Origin of the sequence: Streptomyces sp. NPDC058145 (genome assembly GCF_042884245.1) — a bacterium.
Classification (GTDB): domain Bacteria; phylum Actinomycetota; class Actinomycetes; order Streptomycetales; family Streptomycetaceae; genus Streptomyces.
This window is the reverse complement of the sequence record NZ_JBHVUH010000015.1, coordinates 163,354-180,803: the sequence shown is the minus strand read 5'-3', so window position 1 is coordinate 180,803 and position 17,450 is coordinate 163,354. Positions and strand designations below refer to the sequence as shown.

Below are 17,450 nucleotides of genomic sequence, written 5' to 3'. Positions count from 1 at the left end.
GTAATCGGCGGAATCCGCCGGGCGCAGAGCGCGGCTCACCGCGTGGCGAGCCGCGCCGCCGCCTCCCGCCAGCGGGCGGTGCCGCCCCGGGGCGTGTAGCGGGTCAGCGGCTGGGTGCGGGTGAGCAGCCGGCGCTTGCCGGCGAGGTCGCCGGCCAGTCCGTGGGCGCGGGCCTGCACCAGCACGTTGCCGAGGGCCGCGGCCTCCGTCGCGCCCGCCACCACAGGCAGCCCGCAGGCGTCGGCGGTGAGCTGGCACAGCAGCGCGTTGCGGGTGCCGCCGCCGACGACGTACACGACGTCGACCGGATGGTCGGCCAGTCGCTGCGCGTCCTCGACGGCCCTCCGGTGGGCGAGGGCCAGCGAGTCGAGGATGCAGCGTGTCACCTCGGCCCGGGTCCCGGGCACCGGCTGCCCCGCGGCCCGGCAGGCTTCGGCGATCCGTTCCGGCATACCGCCCGGCGCCAGGAACGCCTCGTCCCCGGCGTCCACCACCGACCGCAGCGCGGGCACCGCGGCCGCCTCACGCAGCAGCGGTCCCAGATCCGGCTCGCCCCAGGCGCGTACGCACTCCTGGAGCAGCCACAGCCCCATGATGTTGCGCAGATAGCGCACGGTGCCGTCGAGCCCCAGCTCGTTGGTGAAGTTGGCGGCCCGGCTCTCCTCGGTGAGCACGGGCGCGTCGAGTTCGAGACCGGCCAGCGACCAGGTGCCGGTGCAGACGTAGGCGAAACGCCCGTCCACCGCCGGGACCGCGGCCACCGCCGAGGCCGTGTCGTGCGAGGCGACCGCGGTGACCGGCACCGGCCCGGTGAGCCCGGTCTCCGCCAGCACCTCGGGGCGCAGCACCCCCGCCGGATCACCGGGCCGCCGCAGCGGCGCGAACAGTCCGAGGTCGACGTCCAGCCGCTCGGCGACGCCGTACGCCCAGTCGCGGGTGCGGGGATCGATGAGCTGGGTGGTGGAGGCGTTGGTCAGCTCGGTGCCCTGCTCGCCGGTCAGCCAGTACGTCAGCAGATCGGGGATCAGCAGCAGTCTCCTGGCCTGGGCGAACTGGGCGGTCGGGCGGGCGGCCGCGAGCTGGTACAGGGTGTTGAAGGGCGCGTACTGCAAGCCGGTCGCCGCGTACAGCTCGGCGGCCGGCACGGTCGCCCACACCTTCTCCGCGACGCCCTCGGTGCGGGCGTCGCGGTAGTGCACCGGGTTGCCCAGCAGGGCGCCGTCCGCGTCCAGCAGGCCGTAATCGACGGCCCAGCTGTCGATGCCGACGGAATCGACCCGCCCCGCGGCCCGCAGCCCGTCCAGCACACCGGCGTACAGCGCCGGCACGTCCCAGCGCAGGCCCTCCGGGAGCCGCACCGGCCGGTTGGGGAACCGGTGCGCCTCGGTCAGCTCCAGCGAGTCGGGCCCGACCCGGCCGACCATCACCCGCCCGCTGGAGGCGCCCAGATCGACGGCCGCGTAGGACCGCGCACCGCCGCTCATCGCAGGAAGGCGGCCGCCACACCCGCGTCGACCGGGATGTGCAGCCCCGTGGTGTGGGTGAGCTCCCCGCCGGTGAGCGCGAACACCGCGTTCGCCACGTGCTCGGGCAGCACCTCCCGCTTCAGGATGGTCCGCTGGGCGTAGAACTCGCCCAGCTTCTCCTCCGGCACCCCGTACACCGCGGCCCGCTGGGCACCCCAGCCGCCCGCGAAGATGCCGGACCCGCGGACCACGCCGTCCGGGTTGACCCCGTTGACGCGGATGCCGTGTTCGCCGAGCTCGGCCGCCAGCAGCCGCACCTGATGGGCCTGGTCGGCCTTGGCGGCGGAGTAGGCGATGTTGTCGGGGCCCGCGAAGACGGCGTTCTTCGACGCGATGTACACGATGTCGCCGCCCAGCCCCTGCGCGGTCATCACCCGCGCCGCCTCCCGGGAGACGAGGAAGGAGCCGCGCGCCATGATGTCGTGCTGCAGGTCCCAGTCCCTGGCCGAGGTCTCCAGCAGCGGCTTGGAGATGGAGACGCCGGCGTTGTTCACCACGAGGTCGACCCCGCCGAAGGCGAGCACGGCGGCCGCGAAGGCCTCGGCGATCCGCTCCTCGGAGGTGACGTCCACGGTCACGGCGACGGCCTTGTCGGCGCCGCCCAGTTCCTCGGCGACGGCGGCGGCGTTCTCCGCGTTCAGGTCGGCCACGACCACACAGGCGCCCTCGGCGGACAGCCGGTGCGCGATGGCCCGGCCGATCCCGCTGCCCGCCCCGGTCACCAGCGCCACCCGGGTGGCCAGCGGCTTCGGCTTCGGCATCCGCCGGAGCTTGGCCTCCTCCAGCGCCCAGTACTCGATGCGGAACTTCTCCGACTCCTCGATCGGCGCGTACGTGGACACCGCCTCGGCGCCCCGCATGACGTTGATCGCGTTGACGTAGAACTCGCCCGCCACCCGGGCGGTCTGCTTGTCCTTGCCGAAGCTGAACATGCCCACCCCGGGGATCAGCACGATCGCCGGGTCGGCGCCGCGCATGGCGGGGGAGTCGGGCAGGGCGTGCCGCTCGTAGTAGGCGGTGTACTCCGCTCGGTAGGCGGCGTGCAGCTCACGCAGCCGGCCGACCGCTTCCCGGAGCGGGGCCGACGGGGGCAGGTCGAGGACGAGCGGCCGTACCTTCGTGCGCAGGAAGTGGTCCGGGCAGGAGGTGCCGAGGGCGGCCAGCCGCGGGTGCTCGGCGCGGGCGACGAAGTCCAGCACCACGTCCGCGTCGTCGAAGTGGCCGACCTGCGGCCGGTCCTGGGAGGCGATGGCCCGTACGTACGGCGCGAGCGCGGCGGCCCGCGCCCGCCGCTCGCCCTCGGGCAGCGGCTCGTACCCCGCGATGACGGGCCCGAAGGGCTCGGCCCTGCCCCTGTCCGCCAGGAAGGCCTCGGCGGTGTGGATGATGTGCAGCGAGTTGCGCTCGCACTCCTCGGCGCTGTCGCCCCAGGCGGTGATGCCGTGCCCGCCGAGCACGCACCCCATCGCCCGCGGGTTGGCCGCCTTGACGGCCGCGATGTCCAGCCCGAGCTGGAACCCGGGCCGCCGCCACGGCACCCAGGCCACCGAGTCGCCGAAGCACTCGGCGACTCGCTTCTCCCCGTCGGCGGCGCAGGCGAGGGCGATACCGGAGTCGGGGTGCAGGTGGTCCACGTGCGGGGCGTCGACCAGGCCGTGCATGGCGGTGTCGATGGAGGGAGCGGCCCCGCCCTTGCCGTGCAGGCAGTAGTCGAACGCGGCGACCATCTCGTCCTCGCGCTCGACACCCGGGTAGACGTCGACGAGGGCGCGCAGCCGGTCCAGCCGCAGCACGGCGAGCCCGGCCCCGGTGAGCGTGCCGAGGTCGCCGCCGGAACCCTTCACCCACATCAGCTCCACGTCACCGCCGGTGACGGGATCGGTGCCGGTTCCCTTGGCGGAGGCGTTGCCGCCGGCGTAGTTGGTGTTGCGGGGATCGGCGCCCAGCCGATGGGAGCGGGCGAGGAGGGCGGCGGCTTCGGGATGGGTGGACATGAGTGGTCCTTACTTCCTGAGAAGGGGTGAGTGGAATGCCCTGGGGGCGCGGGGCCGTCTCAATACGCGGCTACCGCCGCGTGGGCGCGACCAGCCACGACCGGCCCGCACCCCGCGAGCGACAGGACGCGGCAGACGCTCACGCACCCCACCCCGCCTGCTCCCCGCCCACCCGCTCGGCGACGATCCGCTCCGCCCACCCGGACCGGGCGTACGCGGAGACCGGGTCGGGGTCCAGCCCCGTCTCCTCGCGCACCTCACGGAGCAACGGGCGCACATCGGTGTTGTAGGCGTCCATCAGCACGGCGTTGGCACCCAGGACGTCACCGGAGGCCTGGGCCGCGGCCAGCGCCGCCCGGTCGACCAGCAGCGCCTTGGCCGTGGCCTCCTGGACGTTCATCACGGAGCGGATGATCGCGGGGATCTTCGCCTCGATGTTGTGGCACTGGTCGAGCATGAACGCCACCTCGGAGGTGAACCCGCCGCCGCGCACCACCTCGTACATGATGCGGAACAGCTGGAACGGGTCCGCGGCCCCGACCATGAGGTCGTCGTCGGCGTAGAAGCGCGAGTTGAAGTCGAACCCGCCGAGCTTCCCCTCCCGCAGCAGCGTGGCGACGATGAACTCGATGTTGGTGCCCGGCGCGTGGTGCCCCGTGTCGACCACCACGTGTGCCTTGGGCCCCAGCTTCAGGCAGTGCGCGTACGCCGTGCCCCAGTCCGGCACGTCCGTCGTGTAGAAGGCCGGCTCGAAGAACTTGTACTCCAGCAGCATCCGCTGCCCGTCCCCGAGCCGGGCGTACACCTCCGCCAGCGCCTCGGCCAGCCGGTCCTGCCGGGCCCCTATGTCGTCCTGGCCGGGGTAGTTGGTGCCGTCCGCGAACCACAGCTTCAGGTCCCGTGAACCGGAGGCGTCCATGATGTCGACGCACCGCAGCAGATGGTCCACCGCCTTGCGGCGCACCTTCGCGTCCGGGTGGCAGACGCTGCCCAGCTTGTAGTCGTCGTCCTGGAAGGTGTTGGAGTTGATCGCGCCGAGCCGCACCCCGTGGTCCTCGGCGAACCCGGCCAGCGCCGCGTAGTCCTCGACCGTGTCCCACGGGATGTGCAGGGCGACCGTGGGCGCGGCCCCGGTGAACTCGTGGACCTTCGCGGCGTCGGCCAGTTTCTCCCAGGGCGAGCGCGGTACGCCCGGCTGGGCGAACACCTTGAAACGGGTTCCCGAGTTCCCGTACGCCCACGACGGCGTCTCGACGGCCTGGGTCCTGAGGGCGGCCTTCACCGCGGCGAGGTCGGTCACTTCGGGGCTCCTGTGGTGTCGGGTGGAACGACTGAGCTTGTGAAACGATTCAGAACGGCAAGCTATGAGCCCCTCGAAGGGGTGTCAAGCACTCCGGCCGACACCGTTGTTCGTGACTCGCCTGTGACCTTCGGCTACCGAAAGTTTTTCGACACGGACCCATTGACGTGACATGCCCGGGATGCCTAACGTCCCGGCAATCCAGTTGAAACCTTTCACGACACCGAGGGGCGGTGCCGCCGGTGTCGTCGAGGAGCCCTCATGACCCACCCGCCTGACCCGGGACCGACCCCGGTGCTGGCCCTGCGGGACGTCTCCAAGTCCTTCGGTGCCGTACGCGCCCTGCGAGGCGTCTCCCTGGAGCTGCTGCCCGGCGAGGTGCACGCCCTCGCCGGGGAGAACGGCGCGGGCAAGTCGACCCTCATCAAGACGCTCGCCGGGGTGCACCGCCCCGACTCCGGGCAGGTGCTGCTCGACGGCGAGCCCGTCGTCTTCCACGGACCCGGCGACGCCCGTGACGCCGGGATCGCCGTGATCTACCAGGAGCCCACGCTCTTCCCCGACCTGTCGATCGCCGAGAACATCTTCATGGGCCGACAGCCCCGCCGGGCCCTCGGCCGGATCGACCACAAGGCCACGCACGCGGCGACCGCGGCCCTGATGAAGCGGCTCGGCGTCGAGCTCGACCCGGACCGCCCCGCCCGCGGACTGTCCATCGCCGACCAGCAGATCGTGGAGATCGCCAAGGCGCTCTCCTTCGACGCCCGGGTCCTGATCATGGACGAGCCGACGGCCGCCCTGACCGGCAGCGAGGTCGCCCGGCTCTTCGGCGTCGTCCGCACTCTGAGCGAGCAGGGCGCCGCGGTGCTGTTCATCTCCCACCGGCTGGAGGAGATCTTCCGGATCTGCCGCCGGGTGACCACGCTGCGGGACGGCGCCCGGATCGCCGGCGAGCCCCTCGACGGCATGACCGAGGACGACCTGGTGCGCCGGATGGTCGGCCGCGACCTGGACGAGCTGTACCCGAAGCAGGACGTCACGCCCGGCGAAGTCGCCCTGAGCGTCCGCCGGCTGACCCGCGAGGGGGTCTTCACCGACGTCTCCTTCGAGGTGCGGCGCGGTGAGATCGTCGGTCTCGCGGGGCTGGTCGGCGCCGGCCGCACCGAGGTGGCCCGCGCCGTGTTCGGCGTCGACCGGTGGGACGCGGGCGAGGTGGAGGTCGAGGGCCGCAGGCTCACCCGGGGGGCACCCTCCACCGCGATGGCCGCCGGACTCGCGCTGGTTCCCGAGGACCGGCGCGCCCAGGGCCTGGTGATGGAGATGTCCATCGCGCGCAACATCGGGCTCACCGGCCTGCGCACGACCGTGAAGGCCGGCCTGATGGACCGCGGCGCCGAACGCAGCCGCTCCCTCGACTGGGCGGTACGGCTCCAGGTGAAGTACGCCCGCATCGCCGACGCCGTCTCCACCCTCTCCGGCGGCAACCAGCAGAAGGTCGTCCTCGCCAAGTGGCTGGCCACCGGCCCGAAGGTACTGATCGTGGACGAGCCGACGCGCGGGATCGACGTCGGCACCAAGGCCGAGGTGCACCGGCTGCTCAGCGAGCTGGCCGCCGAGGGCGTCGCCGTCCTGATGATCTCCTCCGATCTGCCCGAGATCCTCGGCATGGCCGACCGGGTGCTCGTCATGCACGAGGGCCGGATCACCGCGGAGATCCCGCGCTCCGCGGCCACCGAGGAGACGGTGATGGCCGCCGCCACCGGAAGGGCCGCCGCATGACAGCCGCCGGAAGGGCCGCCCCCATGCCCCCGACCGTCACCAGGAGGGCCGCCGCATGACGGTGACCGCCCCGAACGAGACACCGCTCACCGAGGTGCCCAGGTCCAGCGGGACCCGGCTGGTGGACCGGGTCTTCAGGATGCGCGAACTCGCCATCCTGGCCGTCTTCCTGGTGATGATCGCCGTCACCCAGGCCGGCAACAGTGAGTTCCTCTCCGCGCAGGGCATCAAGGACCTGCTGCTCAACGCCACGATCCTGGTGCTCGTCGCCACCGGCCAGTCCCTGGTCGTCATCACCCGCAACGTCGACCTGTCGGTCGGCTCCACCCTCGGCATCAGCGCCTTCGCCGCCGGCACCTGTCTGCACGGCGGCGGGAACGCGGCCGTCGCGCTGCTCCTCGCCGTACTGCTCGGCGTCGGCTGCGGGCTGCTGAACGGCCTGCTCGTCAGCCTCGGCCAGGTGCCCGCGCTGGTCGTCACCCTCGGCACCCTGTACATCATCCGGGGCATCGACTCCATCTGGGTCGGCTCCCGGCAGATCACGGCGGCCGATCTCCCCGGCGGATTCGTGGACTTCGGCTCCGGCGGCCTCTCCGCCGTCCCGTGGCTCGCCCTCATCGCGCTCGCCGTGCTGGCCGCCACCGCCTACTACCTCAGGCACTTCGGCAGCGGACGGGAGCTGTACGCGCTCGGCTCCAACCCGGAGGCCGCACGACTGGCCGGCATCCCGGTGCGCAAGCGCATCCTGGCCGCCTACACCGTCTGCGGCGCCCTCGCCGGACTCGCCGGCGCCCTGTACCTGGCCCGGTTCGGCAACGTCGACTCCGGCACCGGCAACGGCTACGAACTCACCGTCGTCAGCGCCGTCGTCGTCGGCGGCGTCGCCTTCACCGGAGGCTCCGGCAGCGTCTACGGCGCCGCTCTCGGCGGACTGCTGCTCACCTCCGTCAACAGCGTGCTCCCCGCCCTGGGCGTCAGCTCCGTGTGGGTGCTCGCGATCAACGGCGTCCTGCTGCTGCTCGCCATCGCGGTCGACCGGGTCGTCGCGCTGCGGGTGGCCGCCGCCCTGAAGAACAAGTCGGCCCTGAGCAAGGCCCCCCTGACGAAGGAGAACGCCGGTGCCTGAGTCGCTGAGCCGCGCCGTCCGCTGGGACACCGTCGTCGGCGCCCTCCTGATCGTCCTGCTGCTGCTGTCCTTCGGCTTCGTGGACGGCTTCGGCAACGCCCTCAACCTGTCCTTCCTCATCGGCAACACGCTGCCCATCGCGCTGATCGCCCTGCCCATGACCCTGCTCGTGGTCTCCGGCGAGATCGACCTGTCGGTCGCCTCCACGGCCGGGCTGTCCGGCGCGATGATGGGCAAGCTGTGGAACCAGGGCATGGCCATCGAGACGATCATCCCGCTGTGCCTGCTGCTGGGCGTGGTGTGCGGCCTGGTCAACGGCCTGCTGGTGACCCGGCTGGGGCTGCCGTCCCTCGCCGTGACCATCGGCACGCTCGCCGCCTACCGGGGCATCGCGCAGATCGTGCTCGGCTCGGACGCGGTGACCGACTTCCCCGGCCAGTACCTCGACTTCGCGGCCGGGCGGCTCGGCGGCACCTTCCTGCCGCAGGCCTTCCTGCCCTTCCTGGTGCTGCTCGCCGTCGCCGTCGTCGTCCTGCACGCCACCCCGTTCGGCCGGTCGCTGTTCGCGGTCGGCGCCAGCGAGGAGGCAGCGCGGTTCGCCGGTATCCGGGTCAAGCGGGCCAAGCTCGTCCTGTTCGTCGCCACCGGGTTCATGTCCGCGCTCACCGGCGTCTTCTGGGCCCTGCACTACGCCAGCGCCCGCTACGACAACGCCACCGGCCTCGAACTCTCCGTCGTCGCCGCCGTGCTGCTCGGCGGCATCGACTTCGACGGCGGAAAGGGCACGCTCGGCGGCGCGATCGCCGGGGTGTTCCTGCTGGGCGCGCTGCAGAACGTGATGAGCCTGCTGAACGTCTCCGCGCAGTCGCAGATCGTCGTCACCGGCGTGCTGCTCGTCGTCTCCGTGCTCGGACCCCGGGTCGCACGGCAGATCACCGTCGCGAGGGTGGGCCGCAGAGCCGCCTCGGCACCGACGTCGTAACTCCCCGCCCACTCGACCCCCGTAAAGGAATCCGATCATGCGCCAGCCCACCCTGCGCCGCACCTGCGTGGCCCTCGCCGCCGTCACCTCCCTCGCGCTCGCCGCCACCGCCTGCGGCGGCACCACCAAGAACGACGTCAAGAACGACAGCGGGCCGGTCGCCTCCGCCGGCAAGGCCGATCCGAACGCGGCCACCAAGAAGGGACTGACCGTCGGCTTCCTGCCCAAGCAGGTGAACAACCCGTACTTCACCACCGCCGACCAGGGCGGCGAGAAGGCCCTCGCCGAACTGGGCGAGAAGCACAAGGAGGTGGGCCCCTCCAGCGCCACCGACACCTCAGGGCAGGTGAGTTACGTCAACACCCTCACCCAGCAGCGGGTGAACGCGATGGCCGTCTCCGCGCAGGACCCGGGGGCCCTGTGCACCGCGTTGAAGCAGGCGATGACCAACGACATCAAGGTCGTCACCTACGACTCCGACACCAACCCGGGCTGCCGCAACGCCTTCGTCTCCCAGGCGTCCGCCGAGGACCTCGGCCGCACCGAGGTCCAGCTCCTCGCCGAACAGATCGGCTACAAGGGCGAGATAGCGATCCTGTCCGCGGCCCAGACCGCGACGAACCAGAACACCTGGATCGGCTACATGAAGGACGAGCTGAAGGACCCCAAGTACAAGAACGTCAAGCTCGTCAAGACCGCCTACGGCAACGACGACGCGCAGGCGTCCTTCCAGCAGACCCAGGGCCTGCTCCAGGAGCACCCGAACCTGAAGGGGATCATCTCCCCGACCACCGTCGGTATCAAGGCCGCCGCCCAGTACCTGTCCGGCTCCAAGTACAAGGGCAAGGTCAAGCTGACCGGCCTCGGCACCCCCAACGACATGCGCAAGTACGTCAAGAACGGCACCGTAGACGGCTTCGAGCTGTGGGACCCGGCGAAGCTCGGCGACCTGGCCGCCCGTACCGCCGTGGCCCTGGCCTCCGGGCAGATCACCGGCAAGAAGGGCGAGACCTTCAAGGCGGGCGGCACGACGTACACCATCGGCAAGGACGGCGTGATCAACCTGGGCAAGCCGACCGTGTTCGACGCGAAGAACATCGACCGGTTCGACTTCTGACGGACGAGGGGGCGTTGATGCGACGCGTGTGCTTCCTGCTGAAGGTCAGGGCGGACCGCCTCGACGAGTACCGGGAGCGGCACTGCGCCGTCTGGCCGGAGATGCTCGACGCGCTCCGGGCGACCGGCTGGCACAACTACTCGCTGTTCCTGCGCGAGGACGGCCTGCTGGTCGGCTACCTGGAGACCGAGGACTTCGCCGCCGCCCAGGCCGGCATGGAGGCCACCGGCGTCAACGCCCGCTGGCAGGCGGAGATGGCGCCGTTCTTCGAATCGCTGGACGGCGCCCGGCCCGACGAGGCGATGACACCGCTCACGGAGGTGTTCCACCTGTCATGACCGCCGCCGTGAGTGGGCCCGCCGCACCTGCCGTCACCGAGCTGGGCCGGACCCGGCTCGACGACCGGGCGCTGTACTTCGTGTCGTACGACGGCCTCGTGAACACCAACTCGTTCCGGAAGCACGGGCTGTTCACCCACCTCGGCCACCAGTACGCCGCCTGGTACACGGCCGATCGCGGCGCCGTCGTGGCCCGCCGGGCACTCGGCGCCGACCAGTGGTCCATCGTGCCGCTCGGCCACCGGCTCAAGAGCGACGACTCGCACAACGTGATCTGCACGGGCGCGTCCGCCGTGGACGGCCGGCTGCACGTGATGATGGACTCGCACAGCGACGGGTTCTTCTACGTCCGCTCCGTCGCCGGGCTCCTCGACGGCACGTCCCCGTTGACCCCGGCCGTCCTCGGCGCCGTCGATGAGACCCTCGGCGGGCTCCCGCTCACCCCCTGGTTCACCTACCGTTCCTAATCAGCGAGCAGGAGTGAGTCTTGGACTCGCGCCTGGTCAACTGGCGCATCCCGAGCGGTTGTGGATGCACTGGTCTCCCGCGTTCGCGCCGCGTCCGGCGGCACGGATCGTGTCCGTGGTCCGGGGATGCGTGGGCGGGTTTCCTCACGCCCTCGGGTGCCGTGTCCGGCCTGGGCGGTCCGATGCCCCACACGATCGCTCTGGTCGTGTGGGGGCGGTGCCGTCCGTCGCCGGATGCGGTGCCCGAGAGCGCGTCGTCCGATCGCGACGCCAGCGGCGTCGTGGCGGGTGGTTTTGCGGTTCTTGCTGCTGAGGGGCTTTTGCCAGTGCGCGGCGCCCCAGCGGGAGGTGTATGCGGGGTCGACGACGACGATGCTGATGCCGAGTTCGGCGGCCATGGAAACGAGCCGTGCCCGCAGTCTGGCGACGGGCATGCCGGAGATCAGCTTGCGGAACCGCTTCCTGCGGCCGTGCTTCTCCCGCGTCTTCTCCGCGCCGAAGTCCAGGTCCTCGATCGCGATGGAGACGTCTTCGCGCCGTGCCCAGTGAAGGAGGCGGGTGAGGGCATGCCTCACCTGGGCGTCCCGATAGGTGGCCGGCCCGTCGAGGTCGTAGAGGAATCGGCGAGGCTCACCCGTCGGGTTGCCGTGCTCATCCAGACGCCACGCTGCGAAGTGGTCGGCGTTGGTGTCCACACCGATGAGCCCGTTCGCCCTGGCTACGGCCAGGGGAACAGGTTGGACCGGGAGGATCGTCCACGACGCTGTGAGGTGCCAGCGGTCCCGGTTGACGTCCAGGTGGATGCGGTAGGCGACAGCACGGTTCGCCGATACGCGATCGGCCCACTCTTCGCCACGGTGACGGAAGTCGATCCGGCCGTCGAGCACGTACCGGCCGTGCGGGGCGTTGGCCAGATGAGCCAGCGGAGCCGGGAGCTTGATGCCGACCTCGCCGTCGGAGCCGACGCGGATGGTTTCGTTCCCGAAGCGCTTCCCCGACTCCCCGTCTGCCTGGAGGAACCAGCGTTCGGCATCCCAGCGTCTGCGCCACTCGTGCTCGGTGAGCTGGGCAGCTTCCAGGTTGTGCCGGTTGCGAGCCAGTCGCTTCCCGCCCCGCACCACGCGCACGACACCGGCCTCACGGTCGGACCGCTCGCGTTCCAGCCGGTCTTTCAGCACATGCAGGCGCCGGGTCTTCTGGAACCACTCCTGCTTCGTACGGTAGCCGCCCGGCTCTCGCTTCGTGCCCTTCTGCCCGACCGGCTGGGACAGGCGCGCGGCCTCGAGGTTGTGGATGTGGGCGAGCTGGGCACGGTGCGCAAGGCCCCACTGGTCATGGGTGGCCTTCGTGACACTCCCGGCCCAGCGGGAGGACGACTCCTCGGTCAGAGCCCGCTTGCGCTGCGCCCACTGGCCGCTGTCGTGACCGGTACCCGCCTGGCAACGAGCCTTGAGGTCGGCGCAGGCCAGCGAACCCAGGTGTGCGCCCACCAGCGCCAGCACCTCACGGTCCCGCTGGGACATGCCCTTCATGCTGGTGCGGATCGCCACCCCGGACGGTCCCGGCGCAACGAACGGCGGCTCGATGGTGCGCAGTGTGGAGTCAGCCATGCTGGGCGGCCTCGAAAGCCTTGCGGGCACGGTCCTTCGCCGACCGGCGACCGTACAGGCGAGCACAGAACGAGGTCAGCACCTCCACCATGTCGCGCACCAGGTCGTCTTCGACCTCGCCGTCATCAACGACCACGAGGCGGCGCCCATGCGCGGACAGGGCAGCTTCGACAAGTTCGGTGTTCATCCGACCCAGCCGATCCCTGTGCTCGACCACCACGGTGGACACATCCGGATCGGCCAGCAGCCGCTTCGCTTTAGGGCGGGCACCGTTCATACCGGATGCGATCTCCACCTCCACGCGCACCACCCGGTGGCCGGCCTGCGCCGCCCACCGAGTCAGCCGGGTGACCTGCCGCTCCAGGTCGGCCTTCTGGTCATGGGAGGAGACACGGGCATAAAGGCCCAGCCCGCCGAACGCCTCGGGCGCGGCGTTGACCCCAATGTTCACCAGGATGGTGCGCGGGCCGACCCTCTGAGCCGGGACCGGCAGCGTCCCCTCACGGAACCAGCGATACGCGGTCTGCGGGTGCACACCCTGCGCCTTCGCCCATTGCGTGAGATTCATACCCTGACAACGACACTCACTCACGCACGGTTACGCTCACTCACTCGACCCCGAACAGCAGCAGTTGAAGACCCCCAGTTCGTCACCACGCCCGAGGCCCGCTCCAGCTCGGCTACCGGGCCGGCGTCTCCGGTGACGGCCGCAACGCCCTGGCCGAGTACGACGGTTCGTGCTGGACCGAGCTGGGGGAGTGGACCGCCGCCACCGGCACGTACACCACCGGGCACGGCTCCAGCACGGCCCGCAGCATGTACCTGCACGGTCTCGACTACGGCGGAGACGGCCGCCTGCACGCCTTCTTCACCTGGCGGGAGCGTGACCCGGCCGTGACCCGGGCGGGCGGCGGCCTCACCAACCACGACACCGGCTACGTGTACTCGGCCGACCGCGGCCGCACCTGGCGCAACGACGCGGGCACGGTCGTGGGCACCACCGGTGGCGCCGACCCGGTGGCCGTCACCTCGCCCGGACTCGTGGTCGACGCGCTCGGCCCGGACCACGCCCTGATGAACCAGGAGGGCCAGGCCGTCGACTCGGCCGGGCTGCCGCACGCGATCATCAGCCACGTCCCCGGGCGCCTCGGCCCGTGCACCAAGGACTACGCCGCCGACCGCACCGCCGAAGGCCACGCCTTCCACCTGCGCAGGGGCTCCGCCGGCGGCTGGCGGAAGACGGAGATCCCCGTCCCGCTGAACTCGACGCAGCGCACCAAGCTGGTCCTGGACCGCCACGACAACGCCTACGCCGTCCTGCCGTACGGCAGGATCGCCGCGGCCTCCAAGGCCTCCGGACACACCGACTGGGCGCTGCTGTACGACGGGAGCGGCCCGAACGCCTTCGGCGAGGTGGTGATCGACGAGACCCGGGTGAAGGCCGACGGCGTGCTCTCCTTCCTGTACCAGGAGAGGTCGGCCGGCACGGTGCCCTCCCCGCTGTACGTCGCGGACTTCGCGCTGCCCGCCCGGACCGGGCCGTGAGGCCGGACGTGACGGTAATGTGAGGGCCCTTCCGCCCCCGAGCGCGCGCGAGTCGGCCCTCGAGCGCCCGTGGTGCCCGTGAGCGCCTTTCCCTGCCGCCCCTCGTCCCCTGGAGGTCTCCGCCCGATGGCCCAGTCGGTGGGTATCAAGGACGTCGCCCGCGCCGCCGGAGTCTCGGTGGGCACGGTCTCGAACGTCATCAACCGCCCGGAGACCGTCGCCGGCGAGACCCGGGCGCGGGTGCTGTCCGCGATCGACCGGCTCGGCTACGTCCGCAGCGAGTCCGCCCGGCAGTTGCGCGCCGGCCGCAGCCGGATCATGGGCCTGCTGGTGCTGGACATGGGCAACCCCTTCTTCGTGGACGTGGCGCGCGGTGCCGAGCGGGCGGCCCGGGACGCGGGGCTCGGCGTGATGGTCTGCAACAGCGCGCAGAACGCGGCCGAGGAGGCGGAGTACCTGTCGCTCTTCGCCGAGCAGCGGGTGCGCGGGGTGCTGCTCACCCCGGCCGACGCCACCGGCCGCAACATCGCGGCCTTCCGCCGGCACGGTATCCCCTTCGTACTGGTCGACCGGGTCGCCGAGGGCACCACCGAGTGCTCGGTCTCCGTGGACGACGTGGCGGGCGGCGCCCTCGCCGTCCGGCACCTGGTGGACGCCGGTCACCGCTCGATCGCCTACGTCAGCGGTCCGCCCGGACTGAACCAGGTGCGCGACCGCCGCACCGGCGCCCTGAACGCCCTCGCCGAGGCCGGGCTCGGCCCCGACGCCCTGCGCGAACTGCCCACCGAGCGCCTGGACGTGGCCGCCGGCCGGGACGCGGGCGCCCGGCTGCTGGGCCTCGCCGACCGGCCCACGGCCGTCTTCTGCGCCAACGACCTGCTCGCCCTCGGCGTGCTCCAGGCCCTCTACGCGGCCGGCGTGGTCGTCCCCGACGACCTGGCGATCGTCGGCTACGACGACATCGAGTTCGCCGCGGCCGCCGCCGTACCGCTGACCTCCGTACGGCAGCCCGCCGTCACCATGGGCGCCCTCGCCGCGGAGCTGCTGCTGGAGGAGACCGAGGCCGGCGCCGAGGGTGGCGCGGGCCGGCACGAGCACCGGCGGGTGGTGCTCCAGCCGGAGCTGGTGGTGCGCCGCTCCAGCCTCACCGCCCGCTGACCGGAAGTTCAGTAGGAATCCTTGATCCCAGGTGGGTGGACCCGGCCGCCGGTGTGCTGAACTGGGACGCGTCCGTGCCGTCCGTCCCGGGAGATCCGTTGACTTCCAGCTACCGCCAGCCCGGTGTCGTCCTCACCGACCGCCGCTTCACCGTGCCCCTCGATCACGCGCGGCCGGGCGGCGAGACCATCGAGCTGTACGCCCGCGAGGCCGTCGCCGGCGACAAGGCGGGGCAGGACCTGCCGTGGCTGCTGTATCTGCAGGGCGGGCCCGGTTTCGGGGCGAATCGTTTCGTCGGGCGGCAGGCCTGGCTCGACCGCGCCCTGAAGGACTACCGCGTCCTCCTCCTGGACCAGCGCGGCACCGGCGGCTCGACGCCCGCCACCCGGCAGACCCTCCCGCTGCGCGGCGGTCCCGCCGAGCAGGCCGAGTACCTCACCCACTTCCGCGCCGACTCCATCGTCCGGGACTGCGAGGCCATCCGTCCCCGGGTGACGGGCGGCGCCCCGTGGACCGTGCTGGGCCAGAGCTTCGGCGGCTTCTGCACGGTGTCGTACCTCTCCCTCGCCCCCGAGGGCCTGAACACCGCCGTCATCACCGGCGGCCTGCCCTCCCTCGACGCCCACGCCGACGACGTCTACCGGGCCGCCTACCCGCGCATCGAACGCAAGGTCGCCGCGCACTACGCCCGCTACCCGCAGGACGTCGAGCGGGCCCGGCGCATCGCCGACCATCTCCTCACCCACGACGTCGTCCTGCCCGGCGGCCACCCTCTCACGGTGGAGGCGTTCCAGTCCCTGGGCCTGATGCTCGGGGCGAGCGACGGCAGCCACCGGCTGCACTTCCTCCTGGAGGACGCGTTCGTCCGCGCTCCCGGTGGCCCGGAGCTGTCCGACGCCTTCCAGGAGCAGGTGCGGGGCCTGCTGTCGTACGCCGGGCATCCGCTGTACGCGCTCGTCCACGAGACCATCTACGGCCAGGACGCCCGCCCCACCGCCTGGGCCGCCGAGCGGGTGCGTGCCGAGTTCCCGCAGTTCGACGCGGCCAAGGCGATCGCCGGTGACGCCCCGGTGCTGTTCACCGGCGAGACGGTGCACCCCTGGATGTTCGCTACCGACCCGGCCCTGCGCCCGCTGCGCGAGACCGCCGAACTGCTCGCCGCCCGCACCGACTGGCAGCCCCTGTACGACCCCGCCCGGCTCGCCGCCAACGAGGTCCCGGTCGCCGCGGCGGTCTACCACGACGACATGTACGTGGACACGGCCCACTCCCTGCGGACGGCCCGCGCCGTGCGGGGGCTGCGGACCTGGGTGACCGACGAGTACGAGCACGACGGTCTGCGCGCCGGGGCGCCGCGCGTCCTGGACCGGCTGCTCGCCCTCACCCGCGACGAGGCGTGAGCCAACGGGGCGCGCGGGAAAGGGATTTGCGACGGCGGGCGGGCGGCATAGTCTGCGGCCAGGGGCGAGCCGACGGTCACCGGGCCGCTGCCGCTGCCCGCGACGGGGCCGGTGCCGGCGCCCCGCCGACACCGACCGAACGGGGACCTCATGAACGGCACCGACCTGCTCGCCGACCGCTTCGAGGAGCACCGGGGGCAGTTGCGCGCGGTGGCCTACCGGATGCTCGGCTCGCTCACCGAGGCGGAGGACGCGGTCCAGGAGGCCTGGCTGCGGCTCGGCCGCAGTGACGCGGAGATCCGCAACCTCGGCGGCTGGCTGACCACCGTGGTCGGCCGGGTCTGCCTGGACATGCTGCGCTCGCGCACCGCGCGCCGCGAGGAGCCGTTGGACGCCACGTTCGTCCCCGATCCGGTGGTCCGGCCCCTCGGCGAGACCGACCCCGAGAAGGAGGTGCTGGAGGCCGACTCGGTCGGGCTGGCGCTCCTCGTGGTGCTCCAGACGCTGGAACCCGCCGAACGGCTGGCGTTCGTCCTGCACGACATGTTCGCCGTGCCCTTCGACGACATCGCCGCGATCGTCGAGCGCACCCCGGCCGCCACCCGGCAGCTCGCCAGCCGGGCCCGCCGCCGGGTGCAGGGCGCCGGCCCGGCGGCCGACCCCGACCTCGGCCGGCAGCGGCAGGTGGTCGACGCCTGGCTGGCCGCCACCCGCGGCGGTGACTTCGAGGCGCTGCTCGCCCTGCTCCACCCGGATGTGGCGCTGCGCGCCGACGCCGGCGTCCTGGTCCGCGGTGTCGGCTCCTCCAAGACGGTCAGCGGGGCCCGGACGGTCGCCGAGCAGGCCTCGATGTTCTCCCACCTCGCGGTGTACGCCCGTCCGGTGCTGGTCAACGGAGCGGTGGGCCTGGTCACCGCGCCCGAGGGACGGCCGGTCTCGGTCACGGCGTTCACGGTCGCCGACGGCCGGATCACCGGCGTGTACATCCTCGCCGACCCGGAGCGCCTGGCCCGGCTGGATCTGCCCGCGCTGGAGGACTGAGAGCTGCGGGCCGGGGCGGGGGCCGGGTGCGGGGGCCGCGGGGCGCGGCAGCGCGCCCCGCGGTCTC

Annotated in this window: 13 protein-coding genes and 2 pseudogenes; 10 read left to right on the top strand and 5 right to left on the bottom strand. The window is 72.1% G+C overall.

Annotation, left to right across the window (positions count from 1 at the left end; genetic code table 11):
- Window positions 1-35: 35 nt before the first annotated feature.
- The 3 genes from ACFVVO_RS30855 to rhaI form a co-directional block, all read right to left on the bottom strand.
- The gene (locus ACFVVO_RS30855) at window positions 36-1,484 is read right to left on the bottom strand and encodes a rhamnulokinase family protein (protein ID WP_390059287.1); all 1,449 of its coding nucleotides are present in this window, start codon (window positions 1,482-1,484) and stop codon (window positions 36-38) included.
- Window positions 1,481-3,520, bottom strand: coding sequence for a bifunctional aldolase/short-chain dehydrogenase (locus ACFVVO_RS30850; protein WP_390059286.1), 2,040 nt, complete (start codon window positions 3,518-3,520; stop codon window positions 1,481-1,483). The genes ACFVVO_RS30855 and ACFVVO_RS30850 overlap by 4 nt, the downstream gene beginning before the upstream one ends.
- Window positions 3,521-3,659: 139 nt before the next feature.
- Window positions 3,660-4,820 carry an L-rhamnose isomerase gene (rhaI, locus tag ACFVVO_RS30845; protein WP_390059285.1) on the bottom strand — a complete coding sequence of 387 codons (1,161 nt, stop codon included), beginning with the start codon at window positions 4,818-4,820 and terminating at the stop codon, window positions 3,660-3,662.
- A gap of 261 nt (window positions 4,821-5,081) precedes the next feature.
- On the opposite strand from rhaI, the gene ACFVVO_RS30840 reads away from it, so the two are divergent.
- The 6 genes and pseudogenes from ACFVVO_RS30840 to ACFVVO_RS30815 all read left to right on the top strand — a co-directional run.
- Entirely contained in the window at window positions 5,082-6,599 is a 1,518-nt protein-coding gene (locus tag ACFVVO_RS30840; RefSeq protein ID WP_390059283.1) for a sugar ABC transporter ATP-binding protein, read from the top strand.
- A gap of 55 nt (window positions 6,600-6,654) precedes the next feature.
- Window positions 6,655-7,725 (top strand): ABC transporter permease, encoded by a 1,071-nt coding sequence (locus ACFVVO_RS30835; protein ID WP_390059282.1) that lies wholly within the window; start codon window positions 6,655-6,657, stop codon window positions 7,723-7,725.
- Window positions 7,718-8,707, top strand: a complete 990-nt coding sequence (locus ACFVVO_RS30830; protein ID WP_390059281.1) for an ABC transporter permease — start codon at window positions 7,718-7,720, stop codon at window positions 8,705-8,707. The genes ACFVVO_RS30835 and ACFVVO_RS30830 overlap by 8 nt, the downstream gene beginning before the upstream one ends.
- A gap of 37 nt (window positions 8,708-8,744) precedes the next feature.
- Window positions 8,745-9,824 (top strand): rhamnose ABC transporter substrate-binding protein, encoded by a 1,080-nt coding sequence (rhaS, locus tag ACFVVO_RS30825; RefSeq protein WP_390059280.1) that lies wholly within the window; start codon window positions 8,745-8,747, stop codon window positions 9,822-9,824.
- A 17-nt stretch (window positions 9,825-9,841) separates the two neighbouring features.
- Window positions 9,842-10,162 (top strand): L-rhamnose mutarotase, encoded by a 321-nt coding sequence (locus tag ACFVVO_RS30820; protein ID WP_390059279.1) that lies wholly within the window; start codon window positions 9,842-9,844, stop codon window positions 10,160-10,162.
- A pseudogene (locus ACFVVO_RS30815) lies at window positions 10,159-10,620 on the top strand (BNR-4 repeat-containing protein); the annotation flags it as partial. The gene ACFVVO_RS30820 and the pseudogene ACFVVO_RS30815, both read left to right, overlap by 4 nt.
- Before the next feature lie 5 nt (window positions 10,621-10,625).
- Here ACFVVO_RS30815 and ACFVVO_RS30810 read toward each other — a convergent pair.
- Together ACFVVO_RS30810 and ACFVVO_RS30805 are read right to left on the bottom strand one after the other, a co-directional pair.
- Window positions 10,626-12,239 carry an IS200/IS605 family accessory protein TnpB-related protein gene (locus tag ACFVVO_RS30810; protein ID WP_390059278.1) on the bottom strand — a complete coding sequence of 538 codons (1,614 nt, stop codon included), beginning with the start codon at window positions 12,237-12,239 and terminating at the stop codon, window positions 10,626-10,628.
- On the bottom strand, window positions 12,232-12,807 hold the full coding sequence (locus ACFVVO_RS30805) for an IS607 family transposase (protein WP_390059276.1): 576 nt from the start codon (window positions 12,805-12,807) through the stop codon (window positions 12,232-12,234). The genes ACFVVO_RS30810 and ACFVVO_RS30805 overlap by 8 nt, the downstream gene beginning before the upstream one ends.
- A gap of 72 nt (window positions 12,808-12,879) precedes the next feature.
- Here ACFVVO_RS30805 and ACFVVO_RS30800 point away from each other — a divergent pair.
- The 4 genes and pseudogenes from ACFVVO_RS30800 to sigJ all read left to right on the top strand — a co-directional run.
- Window positions 12,880-13,784: pseudogene (locus tag ACFVVO_RS30800) on the top strand (BNR repeat-containing protein); the annotation flags it as partial.
- A 126-nt stretch (window positions 13,785-13,910) separates the two neighbouring features.
- Window positions 13,911-14,942 carry a LacI family DNA-binding transcriptional regulator gene (locus ACFVVO_RS30795; protein WP_390059275.1) on the top strand — a complete coding sequence of 344 codons (1,032 nt, stop codon included), beginning with the start codon at window positions 13,911-13,913 and terminating at the stop codon, window positions 14,940-14,942.
- 98 nt (window positions 14,943-15,040) lie between these two features.
- A complete protein-coding gene (locus tag ACFVVO_RS30790) occupies window positions 15,041-16,342 on the top strand; it encodes an alpha/beta fold hydrolase (protein WP_390059273.1) in 1,302 nt (433 codons plus the stop codon).
- Window positions 16,343-16,492: 150 nt separating this feature from the next.
- Complete coding sequence (sigJ, locus tag ACFVVO_RS30785; protein WP_390059272.1) at window positions 16,493-17,383, top strand: RNA polymerase sigma factor SigJ; 891 nt, start codon at window positions 16,493-16,495, stop codon at window positions 17,381-17,383.
- Window positions 17,384-17,450 lie beyond the last annotated feature (67 nt).